The sequence below is a fragment of the Brevibacillus daliensis genome (assembly GCF_021245735.1).
Taxonomy (GTDB): Bacteria; Bacillota; Bacilli; order Brevibacillales; family Brevibacillaceae; genus Brevibacillus_B; species Brevibacillus_B daliensis.
In genome coordinates this window covers 323338-344155 of the sequence record NZ_JAJISB010000001.1, presented here as the reverse complement: position 1 = coordinate 344155, position 20818 = coordinate 323338, and the positions used below count along the sequence as shown (strand labels likewise).

The 20818-nt window shown below is 43.0% G+C and carries 22 protein-coding genes and 2 riboswitches; of the genes, 20 read left to right on the top strand and 2 right to left on the bottom strand.

All coding sequences use genetic code 11. The features are described 5' to 3' along the window. The first annotated feature begins 244 nt into the window (after nt 1-244). From LM917_RS01760 to LM917_RS01745, 4 genes are all read left to right on the top strand, one after another. Nucleotides 245-622, top strand: a complete 378-nt coding sequence (locus LM917_RS01760) for a hypothetical protein (protein ID WP_232695678.1) — start codon at nt 245-247, stop codon at nt 620-622. 65 nt (nt 623-687) lie between these two features. Continuing rightward, nucleotides 688-1551 carry an ABC transporter permease subunit gene (locus LM917_RS01755; protein WP_232695677.1) on the top strand — a complete coding sequence of 288 codons (864 nt, stop codon included), beginning with the start codon at nt 688-690 and terminating at the stop codon, nt 1549-1551. After that, a complete protein-coding gene (locus LM917_RS01750; protein WP_232695675.1) occupies nt 1544-2464 on the top strand; it encodes an ABC transporter permease in 921 nt (306 codons plus the stop codon). The genes LM917_RS01755 and LM917_RS01750 overlap by 8 nt, the downstream gene beginning before the upstream one ends. A 178-nt stretch (nt 2465-2642) precedes the next feature. Further along, nucleotides 2643-2864, top strand: coding sequence for a helix-turn-helix domain-containing protein (locus tag LM917_RS01745; protein WP_003334928.1), 222 nt, complete (start codon nt 2643-2645; stop codon nt 2862-2864). 185 nt (nt 2865-3049) lie between these two features. Here LM917_RS01745 and lepB read toward each other — a convergent pair whose 3' ends face one another. Further along, nucleotides 3050-3664 carry a signal peptidase I gene (gene lepB, locus LM917_RS01740; protein ID WP_232695673.1) on the bottom strand — a complete coding sequence of 205 codons (615 nt, stop codon included), beginning with the start codon at nt 3662-3664 and terminating at the stop codon, nt 3050-3052. 147 nt (nt 3665-3811) lie between these two features. Continuing rightward, a riboswitch (TPP riboswitch) is annotated at nt 3812-3923 on the top strand. Between the two features lie 197 nt (nt 3924-4120). Here lepB and thiT point away from each other — a divergent pair. Next, nucleotides 4121-4681 (top strand): energy-coupled thiamine transporter ThiT, encoded by a 561-nt coding sequence (thiT, locus tag LM917_RS01735; protein WP_232695672.1) that lies wholly within the window; start codon nt 4121-4123, stop codon nt 4679-4681. A 194-nt stretch (nt 4682-4875) separates the two neighbouring features. Here thiT and LM917_RS01730 read toward each other — a convergent pair whose 3' ends face one another. Next, nucleotides 4876-5397 carry a hypothetical protein gene (locus tag LM917_RS01730; RefSeq protein ID WP_232695670.1) on the bottom strand — a complete coding sequence of 174 codons (522 nt, stop codon included), beginning with the start codon at nt 5395-5397 and terminating at the stop codon, nt 4876-4878. Nucleotides 5398-5511: 114 nt separating this feature from the next. Further along, nucleotides 5512-5700: riboswitch (cobalamin riboswitch) on the top strand. Between the two features lie 258 nt (nt 5701-5958). On the opposite strand from LM917_RS01730, the gene cobJ reads away from it, so the two are divergent. The 15 genes from cobJ to cbiQ are packed head-to-tail and all read left to right on the top strand — an operon-like array spanning nt 5959 to nt 20800. Continuing rightward, nucleotides 5959-7722 carry a precorrin-3B C(17)-methyltransferase gene (gene cobJ / locus LM917_RS01725; RefSeq protein ID WP_232695669.1) on the top strand — a complete coding sequence of 588 codons (1764 nt, stop codon included), beginning with the start codon at nt 5959-5961 and terminating at the stop codon, nt 7720-7722. 32 nt (nt 7723-7754) lie between these two features. Then, nucleotides 7755-8753 (top strand): sirohydrochlorin chelatase, encoded by a 999-nt coding sequence (locus LM917_RS01720; RefSeq protein WP_232695668.1) that lies wholly within the window; start codon nt 7755-7757, stop codon nt 8751-8753. Then, entirely contained in the window at nt 8750-9523 is a 774-nt protein-coding gene (gene cobK, locus LM917_RS01715) for a precorrin-6A reductase (protein WP_232695667.1), read from the top strand. The genes LM917_RS01720 and cobK overlap by 4 nt, the downstream gene beginning before the upstream one ends. 14 nt (nt 9524-9537) lie before the next feature. Beyond that, entirely contained in the window at nt 9538-10203 is a 666-nt protein-coding gene (locus LM917_RS01710) for a precorrin-8X methylmutase (protein WP_232695666.1), read from the top strand. Further along, nucleotides 10200-11339, top strand: coding sequence for a cobalt-precorrin-5B (C(1))-methyltransferase (locus tag LM917_RS01705; protein ID WP_232695665.1), 1140 nt, complete (start codon nt 10200-10202; stop codon nt 11337-11339). The genes LM917_RS01710 and LM917_RS01705 overlap by 4 nt, the downstream gene beginning before the upstream one ends. Next, nucleotides 11305-12543 (top strand): precorrin-6y C5,15-methyltransferase (decarboxylating) subunit CbiE, encoded by a 1239-nt coding sequence (gene cbiE / locus LM917_RS01700; protein ID WP_232695663.1) that lies wholly within the window; start codon nt 11305-11307, stop codon nt 12541-12543. The genes LM917_RS01705 and cbiE overlap by 35 nt, the downstream gene beginning before the upstream one ends. Next, a complete protein-coding gene (cobI, locus tag LM917_RS01695; protein ID WP_232695662.1) occupies nt 12540-13304 on the top strand; it encodes a precorrin-2 C(20)-methyltransferase in 765 nt (254 codons plus the stop codon). Before cbiE ends, cobI begins: the two co-directional genes overlap by 4 nt. After that, nucleotides 13304-14101 carry a precorrin-4 C(11)-methyltransferase gene (gene cobM / locus LM917_RS01690; RefSeq protein ID WP_232695660.1) on the top strand — a complete coding sequence of 266 codons (798 nt, stop codon included), beginning with the start codon at nt 13304-13306 and terminating at the stop codon, nt 14099-14101. The genes cobI and cobM overlap by 1 nt, the downstream gene beginning before the upstream one ends. A 50-nt stretch (nt 14102-14151) precedes the next feature. Next, the gene (locus LM917_RS01685) at nt 14152-15267 is read left to right on the top strand and encodes a cobalt-precorrin 5A hydrolase (protein WP_255667889.1); all 1116 of its coding nucleotides are present in this window, start codon (nt 14152-14154) and stop codon (nt 15265-15267) included. A gap of 18 nt (nt 15268-15285) precedes the next feature. After that, nucleotides 15286-16704, top strand: coding sequence for a cobyrinic acid a,c-diamide synthase CobB (locus tag LM917_RS01680; protein ID WP_232695659.1), 1419 nt, complete (start codon nt 15286-15288; stop codon nt 16702-16704). An 11-nt stretch (nt 16705-16715) separates the two neighbouring features. After that, nucleotides 16716-17306, top strand: a complete 591-nt coding sequence (locus tag LM917_RS01675; protein ID WP_232695658.1) for a cob(I)yrinic acid a,c-diamide adenosyltransferase — start codon at nt 16716-16718, stop codon at nt 17304-17306. Then, nucleotides 17306-18910: a cobyric acid synthase gene (locus tag LM917_RS01670; protein ID WP_232695657.1), complete on the top strand. Its 1605-nt coding sequence runs from the start codon at nt 17306-17308 to the stop codon at nt 18908-18910. Before LM917_RS01675 ends, LM917_RS01670 begins: the two co-directional genes overlap by 1 nt. Nucleotides 18911-18933: 23 nt before the next feature. Beyond that, nucleotides 18934-19704, top strand: coding sequence for an energy-coupling factor ABC transporter permease (locus tag LM917_RS01665; RefSeq protein WP_232695656.1), 771 nt, complete (start codon nt 18934-18936; stop codon nt 19702-19704). Continuing rightward, on the top strand, nt 19701-20000 hold the full coding sequence (locus LM917_RS01660; protein WP_232695655.1) for an energy-coupling factor ABC transporter substrate-binding protein: 300 nt from the start codon (nt 19701-19703) through the stop codon (nt 19998-20000). The genes LM917_RS01665 and LM917_RS01660 overlap by 4 nt, the downstream gene beginning before the upstream one ends. Further along, nucleotides 19997-20800, top strand: a complete 804-nt coding sequence (cbiQ, locus tag LM917_RS01655; protein WP_232695654.1) for a cobalt ECF transporter T component CbiQ — start codon at nt 19997-19999, stop codon at nt 20798-20800. Before LM917_RS01660 ends, cbiQ begins: the two co-directional genes overlap by 4 nt. Nucleotides 20801-20818: the final 18 nt, after the last annotated feature.

Here is a 20818-nt window from a genome sequence, read left to right as displayed (position 1 = left end):
AGCGTAGCACTATTCATTGGGAATAAGAAGCGAAACCCAGCAAGTCTTACAGTGAATACATCGTTTTGAGCTTCCCCAATGAATAGTGCGGAGTGGGCAGTCTAACCCCTTGCGGGGCGAAGACTTTTAGCGAAGGGTGAAAAGAGAAGCTGGTTTTCTCCACAAAAGAATGAAGAAAACGATCCTTTACAATCCTAGCAAGTAATCACATTATTAGGTATCCCTCCTGAAAGAAGGTATGGAAATGTTTTATCATGGTATCCCAGCAAAGTATATTAGAGAACATTATCCAATCTTATCTGCTAGAAAATCAGCGATGGAAAAAACAGGTGACTCATTAGCCGATCGTTTACATTTACTACAACAATTCGGCGTGGAGCCAGTTCACTTATTGGAGGAAAGAGGTGATTATGATCAAGAGCGGTGTTTGATTGAATGCCGTCAATTTGGTGATGTTGTATTTGCTTTTTCCTACCTTCCCTTACCTGTTTGGCAGTTGAGCAAACATGAAGTAGGGGTAAGTATTCTTGATTTGCGAAAAGCAGTTGCAATTTTTACACCGATTGAACACAAGGAAATGCTATTTGATATGTTTCCAAATAAAAATATATTTGTTGACTGAAAAAAATAGACTGGAAGTTTTTGGACTACTATAGTAAGCTGAGTTCATTAGCGGAGGTGTCTGAATTGTTACGCATTTTGAAGCAAACACTATTTATTATCCCACTTATCTTCCTTGTAGCTGGCTTGCCTACATTAGTAAGGATAACAGAGGAACAATTTGTCATCTTTTCTCCTTCTAGTTTTGTCGTGGATGTCAGTATGTTTATCTCAGATCTTCTTGATGGCTCTCTAGGGACCTATTATCTAAACCATCAGGAACGTGAGATCACAGATGATTTGTGGCCCTTTGCCTGGCAATCTTTTATCGTATTGATTAGTAGTATGCTTTTTGCGATTGTTACCAGCCTTATCGCAGGAATCTTTTTGCAAAGGTGGAAAATAGCAAATGCTATCAAGAGATTGCTAGATATGATCTCGATTGTTCCTGATTTTGTCATTATTCTGATGGTAACCTTACTTTCGGTCTTTATGTATAAATCAACGGGATTGCAACTTATTACGTTATCTCCTTTAAAAACAGATCTCAGTAAATATTGGTTTCCTATTTTTACTCTTTCTGTTGGACCTACCCTCTATTTAATTCGTCTCGTGGATATAAAGTATCGGCAGATCGGTGCGGAGGATTATGTTCGAACCGCAGTGGCAAAAGGGATGGGCAGCTTTCACGTACAGCTTCATCACTTGTATAAAAATATTAAGCCATATTTTATGGCAGATATCAAAAAAGCTTTATCCATTGCAGTTGCAAATCTATTTATCGTAGAGTACTTACTAAATATCTCAGGTGTCACCCGATTGATTTTTGGCCACTATCAGTTTGGCCTGACGGTAATTGGTTTTGCAACGCTTATTCTCATGATTGGGATTGTTTATTCTATTATTGCCGGTATTTTATATTTGTTCGAAAGAGGATTTATTTATGAATAAAAGAGGAAGTATATCATTGTGGACAGGCTGTGTAATTGTCGCTTTTCTTCTAGTCATTGCAGTCTTCGGTCCTAAACTGGCACCTTACGATATTACATTTCAATTAAAGGCAGGTACGGAGATCATTGACGGCAAGTCGCAATATGTGAAAATTCCTTATCCCCCTGATGAAAAACATCTGCTAGGAACAGACAGATGGGGGTATGATATGTTGACAAGACTGATGTATGGGGCAAGATATACCATTTTTGCCACAATCGCCATCGCTTTTTTTCGACTACTCATTGGAACCGCTGTTGGGCTGACCATAGGATTGGCAGAACGTAAACAGGCATGGTGGATTAGTCTGGAAAATACGTGGAGCTACGTACCGATCTTCATACCGATTTATTTTATGCTAATAGGTATTTCAATGAACTCACCGTTGGAACCTTTCCAATTAACAGTTATTTTTGTCGTGCTTGCCACCCTATTAGGTATTCCAAGTATTGTTTCGTCAGTGAGACAAAAAACAGAGCAGGTCAAACAGCTTCCTTTTATTACTGCAGCCATTTCTCTTGGTGCTGGACGTGAACACTTAATATTGCGCCATGTTCTGCCACAATTAAAAGAACAGCTTCTTCTTTTATTTGTATCTGAAATCATTGTGGTCATGGCGTTAATGGGGCAGCTTGGCATTTTTGACCTGTTTATCGGAGGAACGATTGCGGAGAATGATCCAGATATTTTTATATCAGCTTCCAATGAATGGGCAGGTTTAATCGGACAATCTCGTACTTCAATCCAATTTTATGCGTGGATGTTTTATGGACCTCTTGGTGCGTTCATATTGGCTATACTCGGATTTAGCCTGATTGTAAATGGCTTGAAAAGAAAATATGAAACCGCTTATAACCAGAGCCCATATGTATAAGCTCTTCTAACCAGCATAAAGATTGTAAGCACATCGCCAAATACGTTGCATACGATGTAAGGCAAAAGCCTAAAAGCATGCTACTCTGGCACCAACACCCACCTCTGATCATAGGATAAGGTGTGACTGTATCCCTCAACCTTGTTCCTGTAGAGCCCACAAGGAGGGGTGGACCGTTTTGAAGAGTAGCGACCAAAGTAAACCGTTATTGACCAATCGCGAAAGAGAAGTGTTCGAGCTCCTGGTCCAGGATAAGACCACAAAAGAGATTGCAGGACAACTCTTCATCAGCGAAAAAACAGTCCGAAATCATATTTCGAACGTCATGCAGAAGCTTGGCGTAAAAGGGCGGTCACAGGCGGTAGTCGAACTGGTTCGACTGGGCGAGCTGAAGATCTGATCGCTAGGATGTAATGCCCTCTTATCTTCGGGTGATTGAAGAGAAGAGGGCATTTTTTTGTTTTCTTTATCGAATTGTAAAAGTCGTTTTTTGTCATAAAGATGCGTCCAGGTAGTACTTTAGGAATTGTCCTATATGGGCAGTGGAATAGCCGTAATCGCTTAGGAATAGCATTTTCAATCTATCTAGTAAAATCCTCTACTAGCTATATTGGGCTTTCGATTATAGTCTCCTGGATAATCCTTTCCTAAAATTCTTTTCATGTTAGTAACATAAGCATTCCGATCCTTTTCTAACGCTTCATACTCTTCAATACTCATGACCTGCATTACTTTACCGACCAATTGCTTATGCTTGATCGGTCCGATGATTCTGCTGTCTAGGCTATCAGTTACATTATCCCCAATTACAAAATACTCATCGTCTTTTAAGGTTACCGGTTCAAAATCTTGTAATCCTTTGAAAGGGTAACGAATAGGTTTTTCGTTAATGAGCAGCCTTCCTTTTTTGTGACGAATGGTTTCATGGGGAAGTCCGACGACCCGTTTTACATACATCTGCTCCTCGTTTGCTTGAAAGATAACGATATCATTTCTTTTGACAAGCTGCTTGTAATAGTAGTGTCGATGTACGAGCAAGTGATCTCGATCGTGGATAGTAGGATGCATAGATTGCCCATCTGCTATGTACGTTTTAATTCTGGAATATGCTTCTATATAAACCTCACTGTTTAACAAGTCCTGTTGTAACGGAGTAAACAAGAGGGTCTGTATCAAAGACAGAACTAGAAGTCCAAACAATAGAATCCCTCCTAACTAAGGGTATAGACGGTAAATCAAGCAAGAAAGTTTTAAAAATCCATTATTTCCCTACACATTTGGAAAATAATATGATATGGTTAAAGCTGTAGTAGGTTACGATGCAGGAATTGTAAGTGAATTTCATAGCAAATACTTAACGGGAGCCGAGCAAACACGGCTGAGACTGTAACATAACGTGTTACTAACCGTAGAACCTGAACTGGGTAATGCCAGCGGAGGGAGAGGTATATATTTCAAGTAGACAGTTTGTTTTCCTTAAGGGAAACGAAACTGCTTTGTCTTGATCATGATAACCATCCGTCCAGGGTGGTTTTTTTGTTGATTGGGTCTGAAAATTTTCTCTTACATCTTATCCAACGTTACCACTCCTGGGGTGAGAACTCTGCTTTTCTCTGCTGTTTACATAAGGTTATACGAAATGGAGAGGATTGAAGCATGAACAGAGAAAGATTAATCGTTATGATGGAAATTGCCGTTATCACAGCTCTATCAGTAATACTAAGTAAGTTAAAAATATTCGATATGCCACAAGGAGGCAGTGTTTCCCTTGTGATGATTCCCCTTGCATTATTGGCATTCCGTCGTGGAATTGGTGCGGGAATGATTGCAGGATTCCTGGTAGGCTTGGTAAAACTAATCTTGGGAGCAGAGATTTTGCACCCTATTCAAGTAGCCTTGGATTATCCGCTTTCTTATACGTTCATGGGATTAGCAGCTTTTTTTTACATGCGCAATCAGACTAAAGGTAAGAAAATTGCATCCGTTTGGATTGGACTATTTATCTCATTTGCTTTATGTTGGGGTGTTCGGGTAATATCAGGTGGATATTGGTTCGGTCATTATGCGCCTGAAGGAATGAATCCTTTTATCTACTCAATCGGGTATAACGCAACCTACATGATACCTGAATTTATCATTACAGCTGTCATTATGTCATACATGGTACAAACAGCTCCACATTTGTTTAAAAGTACAGCGACTGCAAGGGTTGCATAATCATTTATTGAGATAACAAAAAACCATCCTTTCTTCGTTAATTCATGAAGAAAGAATGGTTTTTCTTACTGTATCAGAAAGTTTAAACTTCGAAGGATCACTTCCTGATACGCATGAAAAACATCCGCTAACGAAGAACCAGCTTCTTTGAAAGGACTTCGATAGAAGTTTTTCTTATGCTACGAGTAGTGCCATCATTTTTTGTCAAGGGGTGCAAATTTCTCTAAAAAATATCCGATCGTTACGGTAGCCATCGCTGCAAATAGTGGTGTTAGTGAAGTAAGCATAACTCCAGTTATCCAGGTACTGTTAATCAAATCGTACACAAAGGTCGTCACAATGATTTCTGGAATATATTTACCCCCAACAGGTAAGCGAAAGCGTTTTAAACCATGGATAATTAATGGTTCGATCAGAAATTCATAAAGGGCCAACAGAAAAAAGGACAGGGCAGCAAATGAAACAAGCCACCAAAATCCTGAATTGTCGATAAAAAATGGGAAGAATGCTCCCAATGCCCATAGGATTCCTGTTAATAAGAATACTGTGATAGAGCTGGACAAAAGAATCAACAGTAAAGAAACAAAAGCAACGAGACCTTTGCTTATCCCGTTGCCGTCTGTATCAGCGGTAGCCCGAAAAGAGTATCTAAACAGAAAAAAACCGCCTGTTGCAAATAGCCCAACAAGAATAGCCAAGGACAGCTGGTTTGTCATATTTAATCACCTTCTATAATATCTTATACGAAACGTAAAGGGAGAACGTTACAAAAAAGACACCAAAAAAAAGTAGACAAAAAAACGGATTGTCGTATATGATTGACACAATTGCATAAGGACAGGGAATAAAGAAACCGTTGTTCATAACGGTTATGGGGAAGTTGGTTAAATTCCAACACGGTCCCGCCACTGTAATTGGGGAGTCAGTCTTCTGCCACTGGATATTTTAGTCTGGGAAGGTAGAAGACAGCTAGGCATTGATCCAAGAGTCAGGATACCCTCTTTATTCTAACGACACCGATCGACCTACGAAAGATGGGGAGGTGTTATGCCGGGTAAATTTTCTAATAGCTATTAGGAAAAACAAGAGATAATCCTCTTATTGTAAACTCGACATAACAGCACATTTCTTCCGTAAGGCATGGAGGAGATGTGCTTTTTTTTCTGTGAAAAACGTCTCGACGTTTTTCATAAAATTGGATGTGACCGCGTGCGGTCCAACAAAACGGTCATGACCGTTTTGTTTTATGAAATGAAATGATACTACGGGGTGACAAGATGAAAAAAGGAAAAATTTTACTCATAGGTTTTGGACCTGGCCATCACGACCATATTACGCATCGAGCAAAAGAAGCAATTCTTGAGAGCGATATCATCATTGGCTACAATACATACGTTGATTTGATCAGGGAACTAATTTCTGATCAAAGTATTGTTCGAACAGGAATGACAGAAGAAGTAAGCCGTGCTATAGAGGCAGTTCGTTTAGCGGAGGAAGGACAAACGGTAGGTGTAATCTCTAGTGGTGATGCTGGAGTTTATGGAATGGCTGGACTTGTTTATGAAGTGCTGGTAGAAAAAGGGTGGACAGAGCAAACCGGTGTGTCCGTTGAGGTAGTCCCAGGCATATCTGCTATTCAATCATGCGCTTCCTTGCTAGGGGCACCTATTATGCATGATGCTGCAACAATTAGTTTAAGTGACCACTTAACACCTTGGGAGACGATTGCAAAACGGGTGGAGGCAGCGGCATCAGCCGATTTTGTCATAGCTCTGTATAATCCTCGCAGTGGCAGACGGACGAAACAAATTGAGGAGACGCAAAAAATACTTCTCCAATATCGCTCTCCAGATACGCCTGTTGGATTAGTGAAAAGCGCCTATCGTGACCGTGAACAGGTTATCATTACACGATTGGCGGATATGCTCAATCATGAAATAGGTATGTTGACAACGGTAATAATCGGGAATTCTACAACGTTTGTTTATGATTCAAAAATTATTACACCACGTGGTTATCAGCGTAAATATACTCTGAATCGATTGGATCAACCTTTGAAGCCACACGAGAGATTGCAGGAAAAAGCGGAGCCGTGGGCGTTGCATAGCCATCCAGATTTTAGAGATGAGAATACATCCTCGCAAGGGTTGACGGAAAATGGGGCAGTTGCAGTGCTGGAAGAGAGCGCCTCAGATTCATTGATTGAAACAAACTCAGATTCTATTAAGGCTTCGAGCACAATTGCACAGGAGAAAGAAACTGACCTTCCCCTGTATAATCTCGCTTTGGAAGCTTTGGCGTGTTTAGATCCAAATGCAGATAAGGAGCAGGACTCTACTGGTTCATTAAAAAAAAAAAAACAAAGTACTAATTTGATTCCCAGGCAAGGCATTATAGAAATCTTCGAAGTTCAAGTATCGCCAGGGGTTGCCAAAAAATCATTCAGCTCAGAACAGATGCTTACGTTGGCACAGCTCACATCAAATGAGGGAGAAATGATGTATTCTCCTGAACATACCATCTTTTTGCGATTACCTCAGGTTCAGCCAGAAGAGGTCGTAGAGAGCTTGAAAAGTGTCGGTTTTCTAGTCCTTCCCGTTGATTCTTGTGTGCAGGTTAAGGCTTGTGATTTTTGTGACATGGAAAAAGATGAATCGATACCGATTGCTGAGGAGTTAGGAAGACGACTCAATGGGCTTGCTGTTCCCAAGGAGTTGAAAATTGGCTTAAACGGGTGTGGCATGGCTTGTTATGGAGCGGTTTTGGAGGATATAGGACTGGTATATAGACGTGGAGCATTCGATGTGTTTCTTGGAGGAAAACGCATTGGTCGAAATGCACACCCAGGTCAGCAAGTGGTAGAAGGTGTACCAGCTGAACAGGTGATCGAGCTTGTAGAGCAACTAGTTACTACTTATAAAAACAAGGGGCACCTGGATGAGCGGTTTCACAAATTCTTCAAGCGTGTGGGATCAGTCCTTCAATTCAGACATGCTGAGTATACTGGTCCTTTAGAGATTGATTCGATATGTGGAGACTAAAGTGGATATCAAATCAATGAGGAGAGTGTTACATGAAAGGAATTTTGTTCGTAGGTCATGGAAGTCGTGATGCAGAAGGTAATGAGCATTTGCTCCAATTTACTTCCCGAGTGGAGGAGCGATTGAGGCAGGATACAGAGGGTTTGTTATATGAGACTTGTTTTCTGGAATTAACACGCCCAACCATTGGGCAGGGAGTGAAAAAAATCGTTGAGCGTGGAGCTACAGATGTTGGAATTGTTCCTTTGATGCTGTTCCAGGCTGGACACGCGAAGCTGCACATTCCACATGAAATCGATGAAGCAAAAGCTCGTTATCCCCATGTACAGTTCAATTATGGTCGACCAATCGGCGTACATGAAGAGATGGTAGAAATACTGACAGATCGTCTGTTGCACTCTACAAATTTTGGTCTTGAGGAAGAGCTGAAAGAGAGTGCCATATTACTTGTGGGACGTGGTAGCAGCGATTCTGATGCCAACAGTGATCTGTGCAAAATTGCCCGGCTCCTTTGGGAGAAGACAAAGGTTAGCAATGTAGAGGTAGCTTACATGGGTGTAACTTTCCCTGACTTGGAACAAGGATTGGCGCGCTGTGTGAAGCAAGGGGCAAAGCAGATCTATGTGCTGCCCTATCTCTTGTTTACAGGCATTTTACTAAAGCGGATGGCAGGGGTTATCGATACGTTTAACCAGCAGAATACAGGAGTAACTGCTTCAATGAGCGAAGCACTTGGATTCCATGAAAAGTTAGAAGGAATTGTCGCAGATAGATCCATGGAGGCGTTACAAGGACGTGCGCTGGCAAACTGTGATCACTGTCAATTTAGGAAGCTGGTGGTGTTTGATCACCACCACCATGATCACGAGCATGACCACGATCACGATCATCATGATCACGAACATGATCATCATGACCACGATCACGATCATGATGATCACGAACATGACCACGATCACGATCATGATGATCACGAACATGACCACGATCACGATCACTCCCATGAGAAGAAACGGGAGATAAAAATATGATTTTGTTCATGGCAGGAACGAGCGATGCACGAGAACTGGCAGTGCTTGTTAAAGAAGCCGGGTATCAATTAGTCACGACTGTTGTGACTGATTCTGCAGCCAAAAGTCTTCAAGATATCCAGATTCCCGTAAATGTTGGCCGATTATCACTACATGAGATGGTTGAATTCGCTAAAGAGCTCAAGGTCACCACGATTGTTGATGCCACCCATCCATTTGCCGAAGAAGCATCGACTAATGCGATGGCTTGTGCCAAACAACTAGAGGTTCCTTACATTCGCTTTGAACGTGAAATGCGCAGCTACATCGATAATCCCTCAGTCCTGTTTGTTAAGGATTATGAACAGGCGGCACTGGAGGCGAAGAAGCGAAAGGGTACAGTGATGCTGACGACTGGAAGCAAAACACTAGCAACGTTTACAAAGCATTTGCTTGGCGATCCAGACATTCGCTTGATTGCCCGCATGCTTCCTCGTCTGGATAACATGGAAAAATGTCAAGAGCTTGGCGTTGAACAAAAAAATATCGTAGCGATTCAGGGACCTTTTAGCAAGGAGTTAAATATGGCGCTGTTTAGACAGTTTGAGGTTGACATCATGGTTACCAAGGAAAGCGGAAAGGTTGGTTCAGTCGATGAGAAGCTGGAGGCCGCACTTGAATTGGGGCTTTTTACCATTGTGATCGATAGACCAAAGCTGGTATACGGAGCGATGTTTCAAACCTTTAATGGGATTTTACACGAGTTGGATCGACTCGAACATAAAAATTAAGATGGAGTGATAATATGTCGTCGAATTTTCATACCGAATTTATACCACTTACTATACAGCCACAGGAAATTGAATCCAAAAGCTTTGAAATGATCACGGAGGAACTGGGTGAACACTCCTTTACCGAGGAGCAGTATCCGATTGTTCAGCGAATCATTCATGCCACGGCAGATTTTGAGTTGGGACGCAGCCTTGTGTTTCATCCAGATGCAATTACAGCAGGTATTTCCGCTATTTTGGCAGGAGAACCAATCGTTGCTGATGTCCAGATGGTACAGGTAGGCATTAGTAAGCCTCGTCTTGCAGCTTATGGGGGCGATGTGCGGGTTTATATTTCCGATCAGGATGTGATGGAGCAGGCAAAGGCAGAGAACACAACAAGAGCCATTATCTCCATTCGTAAAGCCGTAAAAGAAGTAAAAGGTGGAATCTATGCGATCGGAAATGCTCCAACTGCACTCTTGGAACTGATTCGATTGGTTAAGGAAGGTATCGCAAAGCCATCTCTGATCATTGGTGTACCAGTTGGCTTTGTTTCTGCAGCTGAATCGAAGGAAGAATTGGCTAAGCTAGATATTCCGTTTATTACGAACCTAGATCGAAAAGGCGGCAGTCCAGTAGCGGTTGCAGCTGTTAATGCACTTTCCCTTCTTGCAGTTGAAAGAGGCGGACAAAAATGAGCACGGAAGAAATAGCGGTTCCGGAAAGTAAACCGCTGCGGCATGGCTACACAACAGGTTCCAACGCTACTGCAGCTACCAAAGCGTCTCTCCTTGCTCTGATTACTGGAGAACCAGTGAACGAGGTGGAGATTCTTCTGCCTAATGGGGAGAGAGTGACGTTTCAAATGGTTTCTCAGGAAAGAGGAGAAAACTGGGTAGAGACTGGAGTTATTAAGGATGGCGGAGATGACCCGGATGCAACACACAAGGCGTTGATTCTATCCCGGGTAAGTTGGAATGGAAAAGAAGGCATCCTGCTAGATGGCGGAATTGGGGTTGGAAGGGTAACAAAACCTGGTCTTCCCGTAAAAGTAGGTGAAGCTGCGATTAATCCCGTTCCGCGAAAAATGATAACTGGCGTTGCTCTTGAGGTATTATCTGACTATAAACTGGAGGACCAGGGAGTGGAGATAATCATCTCTGTTCCGGATGGAGAGGAGATCGCCAAAAAAACCTTGAACTTCCGACTTGGTATTGTGGGCGGTATCTCTATTCTGGGGACAAGAGGGAGGGTTGTTCCTTTTTCCACTGCAGCCTGGAAGGCATCCGTTGCCCAGTATATTAAGGTTGCTGGTGCAACACAATGTCAATCGGTCGCGATTACAACAGGGGGCCGCAGTGAAAAAAGTGCAATGGAACTATTTCCAGATTGGCGAGAGGAAGCCTTTATCCAAATGGGCGAATTCGTTGGATTTAGTGCCGTATTAATAAAAAGACAAGGCATCCGTCATGTAGTGCTTGTGGGTATGATGGGTAAACTCTCTAAGGTTGCCCAGGGCGTAATGATGGTTCATTCTAAATCAGCCTCGATAGATTTTAATTTTTTGGCTGATCTTGCTGAGCAAGCAGGTGCTTCAGAAGAGCTGAAGGAAGAAGTACGTGGCTGTAATACAGCTACACAGGCTGGTGAATTGATGAGTGAGGCAGGACTACACCAGTTTTTTGACCTGCTTGCAACCAAATGTTCTGAAGAGATTAACAAGCATGCGGGTGGCGAAATGAAGGTTGAAACGGTGCTGATCACGTTAAAAGGTGATCTGTTGGGACGAGGTGAAATAGATGACACAGGTAACGATTATCGGGATCGGGGATGAGGGTGCTGCGGGTATTTTTCCACAGGCCTTGGACAGGATTAATCAGGCTCAACTTCTTGTAGGTGGCGAACGTCATCTCTCTTTTTTCCCAGAATTAACTTGTGAGCGTGTAACGATAAAAAATGGTGTTGCGGCTCTCGTTGAAGATATTAAAAAGGCAATTCAGGCTGGAAAAAGTGTGGTGGTACTTGCTTCAGGAGATCCCTTGTTTTACGGGATTGGAGGGCTGTTATGCCGTAAGTTAGGAAAAGAATTCGTAGAAATCATTCCTCATTTGAGCAGCATTCAGCTAGCGTTTAGCCGAATGAAGGAGGCATGGCAGGACGTCCATATCGACAGTGTTCATGGGAGACCCATGCTAGGATTGGCACAACGAATAGACGGTAAACAGAAAGTAGCGCTTTTAACAGATAAAGATAATTCCCCAGCCAAGGTAGCCAAGTATTTGCTCTCTTATGGAATGGATGAGTATGAAGCCTTTATCGCAGAAAGATTGGGTAATCCAGAAGAGCGATGCAGATTTTTTACACTGGCTGACTTGAGCGAAATCGAATGTGATCCGCTATCGATCATGATTCTGAAGCGTAGGGCGGATGCTACACCTCGACGATATACCCTGGGAATCCACGATGAGGAATTTGCCCAGCGCAAACCGGATAAAGGATTGATTACCAAAAGAGAGATTCGGGTAGCAAGCTTGTCTGAGATGAACATCCAACCGGACAGCATAATCTGGGATATTGGTACAGCAACAGGCTCGGTGGCTATCGAAGCTGCAAAGCTAGCCCCATATGGTGCCGTGTATGCCGTAGAAAAAAACGAAGCTGATCTGGAAAATGTGAGAACCAATTGTCAAAAATTCCGTACTGACATTACGTTGATTCACGCCAAAGCACCAGAAGGTTTAGAACAGTTCCCAGACCCCGATGCTGTCTTTATAGGTGGGAGCGGAGGCGAATTACGAGAACTGATACAGCTTTTAGCGAAACGACTTCGTAGTAGTGGTCGTGTCGTAATAAATGCTGTAACAATCGAAAATTTGAATGATGCCATGCAATCTTTCAAAGAGGCAGGCTTTGATGTCTCTGTCACAATGATGCAGGTATCCAGAAGTAAACCAATACTTCATTTAACCAGATTAGAAGGCTTAAATCCTGTGTTTATCGTGACAGGCAAGCTAAACAGAGAGAAGGATGAAATATGACAGTAGGAACAAGCACAGAATTGATGGACTCTCAAAGTGAGAAGGTAGCAGTGGGTACCTTGTATGGAATCGGGATCGGACCTGGTGATCCCGAACTGATTACGGTGAAGGCATTCCGCTTAATGAAGGAAGCAGATGTGATCGCATATCCTAAAAAGCGGAAGGGTGGCAAAAGCTACGCTCTGATGATTGTTGAGCAGTACACGCAAGGGCTGGACAAAGAGATGCTTGGCCTGATTTTTCCTATGACCAAGGATGAAAATGTCTTAAATAAACAATGGTCGAAAACCGTTGAACAAGTGTATGAAAAGCTGGCAGAGGGAAAAGATGTGGTCTTCGTCACAGAAGGAGACCCTAACCTATATAGCACGTTTATCCATATGGCGCGGATGATGAACCAGTACCATCCTGATGTAAAGGTAGTGACTGTGCCAGGTATCTCCTCCGTACTAGGTGCAGCTTCCATACTGGAAATGCCATTAGCTGACGGAGATGAACAGGTGGGTATCATACCTGCTACGGATGATCGGGAAGAGATGCGAAAAGTGCTGATTTCGCATGATACCGTTATTTTTATCAAGGTAGCCAAAGTAATGGATCTGATGATAGATCTCTTAGAGGAACTTGATATGGTTCACACTGCTTCCGTTGTTACCAAGGTTACTTCTCATGAAGAAACCGTTTGGAAAAATGTACGAGAGTTAAAAGGAAAAGAACTGGAGTACTTAACACTAATGGTTGTCAGAAAGGGAGAACAATGATGGAGCAACAACTTGATAATCAGGTTTTTATTATTGGGGCGGGACCTGGAGATCCTGATCTAATTACAGTTAAAGGGCTATCTATTCTACAAAAGGCAGATGTTGTCTTGTATACGGATTCATTGGTAAACGAAGAACTGATTAACAGAGCAAAACCAGAGGCAGAAGTGATTAAAAGCGCTGGGCTAGCTCTCGATGAGATGGTAGAGATCATGATCGCTAAAGTACGTGAAGGGAAGAGCGTAGCCCGTGTTCATACAGGTGATCCTTCCGTCTACGGGGCGATTCTCGAACAGATGGTACTGTTAAAAAAGGCTGAAGTTCCCTTTACGATTGTTCCTGGTGTGAGCTCTGTTTTTGCTGCTGCGGCAGCGCTTCAAGCGGAGTTAACCGTTCCTGATCTGACCCAAACCTTGATCTTGACTCGAGCAGAAGGTAGAACACCTGTACCAGAACGTGAGCAACTACAGGATCTCGCCCGTCATCACTCTACGATTGCATTATATCTAAGTTCTACTTTAACGAAAAAGGTAGTAAAAGAGTTTTTGGCAGCAGGCTGGAGCGAAGAAACGCCTGTAGCCGTAGTCCAACGTGCTTCTTGGCCAGATCAAAAAATTGTACGGACCACATTAATGAATCTCGATCGTGATATGGCAGCAAACGGAATTCGCAGTCAGGCGATGATTTTGGCAGGGTGGGCGCTTGATCCAGAGCTACACGATCATTCCATGCATCGTTCCAAATTGTACGATGCCAGCTTCACCCATCGTTTCCGAAAAGGAGTGACGAAGGAGTGAGTGGTTCGGTTAAAGACAGCCACACAACCGAAGAAGTGCTACATAAGAGCTTGGTAAATAATGAGGATCAACGGCCGTATGCTATTGTTGCTATTACGAAGCATGGGGTAGAAAAAGCAAGAACACTACATCGCTTATTACCAGCTTCCCATTTGTACTATATGGAGAAATTTGCATGTGGGGATGAAAAAGAGCTGGATATTAGGATGTTTACCGGTTCTGTCAGGCTATTGTTTCCAGACTTTTTCAAGCAGTATTCCGGTTTGATTTTTTTCATCTCGCTAGGCGCAGTTGTTCGAATGATGGCACCTCTTTTGCAAGATAAAAAACTAGACCCAGGTATCGTTGTTGTAGATGACCGAGGTAAGCATGCGATAAGCGTATTATCTGGTCATTTGGGCGGTGCGAACGAATTAACAAGAGAGGTTTCCCGCTTAATAGATGCACATGCTGTCGTAACGACTGCTTCAGACGTGCAAAAAACCATTCCAGTCGATCTGCTTGGTCGTAAGTTCGGCTGGACATTGACTAGCTTTGAAAAAGTAACACCAGTCAGTGCCAGTGTTGTTAATGAAGAGCCAGTAGCAATCATTCAAGAATCTGGCGAAAAAAATTGGTGGATGTATCCTGACAAAACGCTTCCTGATCACTTTCAGCTATATTCATCCATGAAAGAAGCGTGGGAAGCGGATTTTAAGGCGGTTTTGCTGATAACGCATCGATTGCTATCCAAGGCGGAGGAAGAACGTTTTCTCACGAATGGTGTACTTTATCGTCCAAAAACAATCGTTCTAGGCATTGGTTGCAATCGTGGTACCTCTGCAACCGAGATCGAATCCGTAATTGATAAGGTGCTAATGGAGCAGGAATTGGCAAAAGCAAGCATTCGAAATATAGCCACAATAACGTTGAAGCAGGATGAAGAGGGTCTGCTTGAGGTATGTAACAAGTATGGTTGGGAACTAGTTGCCTATACCCCAGAAGAGTTGAATGAAATGCCAATGTCCGAGAAATCTGATACTGTGTATCGGTACACCGGAGCGTACGGAGTAAGTGAACCAGCTGCATTACGCTCAGCAGGTGTAACAAAACCATTACTTGCAAAAGTAAAAAGTGGTAATGTAACGATTTCGATCGCTCTAACAAACGACATTGATCATAAATGATGGGGTGAATGACCGACTATGATAGCAAGAAGCAATCGACCTCGCCTTGTCCTTGGTGGAACGAGCAGCGGGGCAGGAAAAACAACACTTACCATCGGTTTAATGGCAGCACTTCGTAGACGGGGCATGCAGGTGCAGGGATTCAAGGTAGGTCCTGATTATATTGATCCTACCTATCATACAGCTGCTACAGGACGAGTATCTCGCAATCTGGATACCTGGATGATGACAGAGAGTGCGATGCAGGAGGTTTTCTGGCGCGGTAGTATAGAGTCAGACATTAGCTTGATCGAAGGGGTTATGGGATTTTACGATGGAAAAGACCCCCTCAGTAATAAAGGAAGTACAGCAGAAATCAGCATGTCTTTACAAGCGCCTGTCATTTTGATTGTAGATGTCAAGGCTATGGCTCGTAGTGCAGCAGCGATCGTAAAAGGATTTCAGTTACTGGATTCTTCCGTTAACATTGCAGGGGTTATCGCGAATCGCTGTGGCAGTGAGAATCATTTCAAGCTGGTGAAGGCAGCAATCGAGCAAATGTGTCATGTACCTGTTATTGGTTATTTGCCACATGACAGCACCATAACGTTACCGGAGCGTCATCTTGGTTTAGTACCAGCCATCGAACGAGGTGAAATGGAGCCGTGGTTCGGACAATTAGCAGATCGAGTGGAAAAAACGATTGATCTGGATCAATTGGTTCAAATTGCAGAAGCAGCACCTATCCTTGAAAAACCGGAGAGTGGACTATTTACAGATATCGCTATAGAGCAAAATAATGGTAGCAAGGGGAAAGAGACTGTTACCATAGCGGTTGCAAAAGATGCAGCTTTTAATTTTTACTATCCAGAAAATCTGGAGCTACTCAAGGCTTATGGAGCGAAACTACATATGTTTAGCCCTCTAAAAGGAGAATTGCCTCCCGAGCACGCTGATGGGCTTTACATCGGTGGAGGGTTTCCTGAGGAGTTTGCTAAGGAGCTTTCAGAGTGGAAGGAAACCAATCTCCGACTGAAACAACGCATCACAGATGGCCTACCTACATTTGCAGAATGTGGAGGATACATGTATCTTAGTCAGAGTATAACGGATAGAGCAGGTGAACAGCATGAAATGGTAGGGGTCATTCCCTACCACGTGCAAATGACAGAGAAACTGGCGGCTCTCGGGTACAGGGAAGCTTTATCCCTTCAAAATTCTATTTTGCTCGAAGCTGGTGATAAGGCTAGAGGTCATGAATTTCACTATTCCAAGCTTATAGAAGATCCAATCGCTGATCATGCCTATGAGGTAAAAGGCTTGCGCGGTACCAAAAAGGAAGGATATGCGAAAGGAAATCTTCTTGCAGGTTATACTCACTTACATTTTGCCTCCAATCCTCGGATGGTAGAAAAGTGGTTAGACTCTTGTCGACAACGTAAACGACAAGTCACATAGGAGGAAGGTCCATGAATCAGGATATCAATCTAAGTCAACAAGAGGGTAATGAGCAGCGAGAAAAAGTAGGCAGAAGAGGTCTTTTCCTGATTTATACAGGGGATGGAAAAGGTAAAACCACAGCATCGTTAGGTGTTACGCTTCGTGCTGTTGGGAGAGGGATGAAGGTTGAGTATTTGCAGTATATCAAATCCCCCAAACGATCCTACGGTGAAGCACTCGCTATGAAAAAACTAGGGGTGGAATTAAAACAACTAGGTATCGGTTTTACGTGGACGAAAACTCCAGAAGAACACAGGGAAGCATTACGCAGGGCATGGGAGATTACAAAAGAAAAGTTAAGTGATCCAAGCATTGATCTCTTGGTGCTTGATGAATTAAATAATGCGCTTGCCATCACTTCATTCCCAATTGATGATGTATTACCACTATCAGAGATTGTGGAAGCAATTCGTAATCGTCCTTCTTCAATGCATCTCGTGGTAACAGGTCGAAGCGCTAGAAAAGAATTAATTGAACTGGCTGATCTGGTATCTACAATTGAAGCAACGAAGCATTATTACAATGATGGCATCGATGCGGTGAAAGGACTGGAATTTTAATGGATCAGCATAACCAACATCATGGCTCGACAAAAGCGAAAGCGATTATGATCCAGGGAACTTCATCAGATGTAGGGAAAAGCTTGATCTGTACGGCACTATGCCGCATGTTTGTAAACCGCGGATATAAAGTGGCGCCATTTAAATCTCAAAACATGGCACTTAACTCCTACGTCACGCAAGATGGGAAGGAGATTGGACGCGCTCAAGGCGTTCAGGCAGAAGCGGCGCGAATCACTGCGACCACCGACATGAATCCCATCCTGCTTAAACCAAAGCAGGATATGGTGGCAGAAGTAATCGTTCATGGGAGAACCTACGCGGACATGGATGGGATGGATTACCGTAATAATTATGTCGAGAATGCGATGCCGATTGTTGCAGAAGCATTAGGTAGATTACAGCAGGAGTACGAGGTTATTGTGCTGGAAGGTGCGGGAAGCCCTGCTGAAATTAATCTGAAGGATCGTGACATTGCCAATATGCGGATGGCGCACCTTGCTGATGCAGATGTGGTACTTGTGGCAGACATTGATCGGGGAGGCGTATTTGCTTCCATCGTTGGTACCCTCGCTTTATTAGATGACGATGAGCGTGCACGTGTAAAAGGCTTCATTATTAATAAATTTCGTGGTAGACGTGACTTGTTGGATGATGGGCTTACCTGGCTGGAAGAGAAGACAGGTTTACCTGTTTTAGCTGTTCTTCCCTATATGGAAGTGGAAATTGAAGCAGAGGACTCTTTAGCACTTTCATCACTTCGGTTCAAACGTCCAAAGACGAATGAATTCCCGATAGATATTGCTATAATCAAACTCCCTCGTATTTCTAATTTTACTGACTTTGATCCGTTATTTGAGGAACCAGATACAGGGGTTCGCTATGTGGGACATGTAGGAGAGTTACAAGATCCTGATTTAGTGATCATTCCAGGAACCAAAAACACTGTAGAGGATCTTGAGTGGCTTCAGCAAGAAGGGTTTGCTGACGCTATTGCTAAGCTACATCAAAGAGGCGCTAGGATTCTAGGCATCTGTGGTGGCTTTCAAATGCTTGGGGAAAAGCTACTTGATCCCGATGGAATTGAGGGTTTAAAGAAACAAGATTCTTTGTCAGGACTTGGCTTGTTACCCGTTGAAACAACATTTTGTTCAGTGAAAACAACCGTCCGTGTTGAGGGTGTTATGAATCAGGAACATCATTTTTATCACTCTCTCTTACAGTTAAATGAAGATGATGGGCAATCTGGCGAAACAACTACAGCATTTCATGAGGTATCAGGTTACGAAATTCATCTTGGTGAAACAAGATTGACCAGGTCAGATGCAAAACCATTTATACAGCTTTCATCAGACAAATCAGATGGGGCTGTTTCATTAGATGGTAGGGTTATTGGGACGTATCTGCATGGTATTCTTCATAATCGCCTCCTTACAAGACAACTGATTAATTTGTTGCGAAAAGAAAAAGGGTTGCCGCTCTTAACAGAAGATGTACTGACAGAAGAGATGAGACGAGAGCGAGCATACGAACAATTGGGTGACCACGTGGAGAAATATCTTGACATGGTACAACTGGAAAAAATGCTTGGTCTAACAAAATAGTCATTCGTAAAGGGTGGGAGAGCATGAGAATAGGGTTTTTAAAAAGAAGCAAGCTAGTATGGCTTCTTCCCCTGTTTGGGGTCTACTTTATGCTGACATCAGAGCAAACAACATATGCGATGCATATTGCTGAAGGATTTTTACCTGTAGAATGGGCGATTTTTTGGTGGGTTCTCTTTATGCCGTTTTTTATCTGGGGATTACGTTCATTGGTGCGAATCACGAGAGAAAACCCTGAGGTAAAGTTATTAATTGCTGTATGTGGGGCGTTTAGTTTTGTATTATCTGCCCTCAAAATTCCATCCGTCACTGGTAGTAGTTCCCATCCAACTGGAACGGGATTAGGTGCCGTTATGTTTGGACCACAGATCATGAGTGTGCTAGGTTGTCTCGTTCTGGTTTTTCAGGCGGTATTATTAGCTCATGGAGGCTTGACCACACTCGGTGCAAATGCATTTTCTATGGCGGTAGTAGGACCATTTGTTGCTTATGGTGTCTACCGAGCAAGTATCGGCATGGGAGCAGGTCAAGGCATTGCTGTGTTTTTTGCTGCTGCTTTGGCTGATTTAGCTACCTATCTCACAACATCCTTGCAATTGGCGATTGCTTTTCCAGCTACGATGGGTGGAATTGTAGCGGCCTTTGCAAAATTCGGTACTATTTTTGCAGTAACACAAGTTCCATTGGCCATTTGTGAAGGTTTATTAACCGTCATCATTTGGAACTGGCTCCAAACGTACAACCGTGAAGAGATGAGTCAACTGGTTGCTCTTCGGAAGGGAGTTAACCAATGAACTTTATAAAAAAATGGAAAAACATCTTCTTGCTTGCGCTCGTCGCTCTTATTGCCATTATTCCGCTTGTAATGATTCAGGACTCTGAATTTGGAGGGGCAGATGGGTTGGCTGAGGAAGCGATTGTAGAGCTTGCCCCTGATTACGAGCCTTGGTTTGAACCACTAATGGAGGCCCCTGGTTCGGAAACGGAGAGCTTGTTATTTGCACTGCAGGCAGCGCTTGGGGCAGGCGTTATTGGCTATGCAATCGGCGTATTTAAAGGGAGAAGAAAACCACATGAAGGAAAAAGATGATTAGCCGCATTGATTCTGTAGCTCATCAAAACGCCTTACGTTTCTTGTCTCCTCAGTTTAAAGTAATGTTTGGGATCGGCATGCTTATCACTGTCTTATTCGTTACTATGAGAGTCCAGTGGCTCATTTTTATCTGGATGAGCCTCTGGATTCTCTACTATGCCAAAGTTCCACTTCGTTTTTACCTGTATCTTACTGGTGCTTCTCTTCTTTTTTTCGTAGCAAGTCTGCCTGCCCTTATGCTTGAAATAGAATGGTACAAACAAGACGGTTTAATCAAAGCGGTATCAAGAGGCTGGACGTTGATCGATACAATGGGCTATCGAGTCTACTTCGATTCCAAAAATGCAATACTTGTCAGCCAACTCCTTAGCAGAACATTAGCTGCAACGGTTTGTATGGCTTTTCTCTTGTTAACTACACCTATTCATCAGATTATTCAAGTTCTACGCAAGTGGCATATACCAGAAATCATTCTGGATCTGATGATGCTTATGTACCGTTTTTTATTTATCTTGTTTGCTACTGCGAGAGAAGTCTGGATTGCTCAAAAAATGAGAGGCGGTCATGGGAACATGGCTGCACGAGTTAAGGATACGGGACGCCTAGTAGCTATGCTGTTTCAGAAAAGTATGAGGCGTTATCAGCAAATGAACATCGGACTTCAGTGTCGGGGGTATGACGGGCAGTTACGTGTGATCAGCATGGAACAATCTATGAAATCCCGCCGTTATTTGCTGGAAGCGGTTTGTGGAATGGTGATTGCTGTATTACTAACTGTTTTCTCGTTGATGATGTAAGATCGAGAAAAAGGAAGG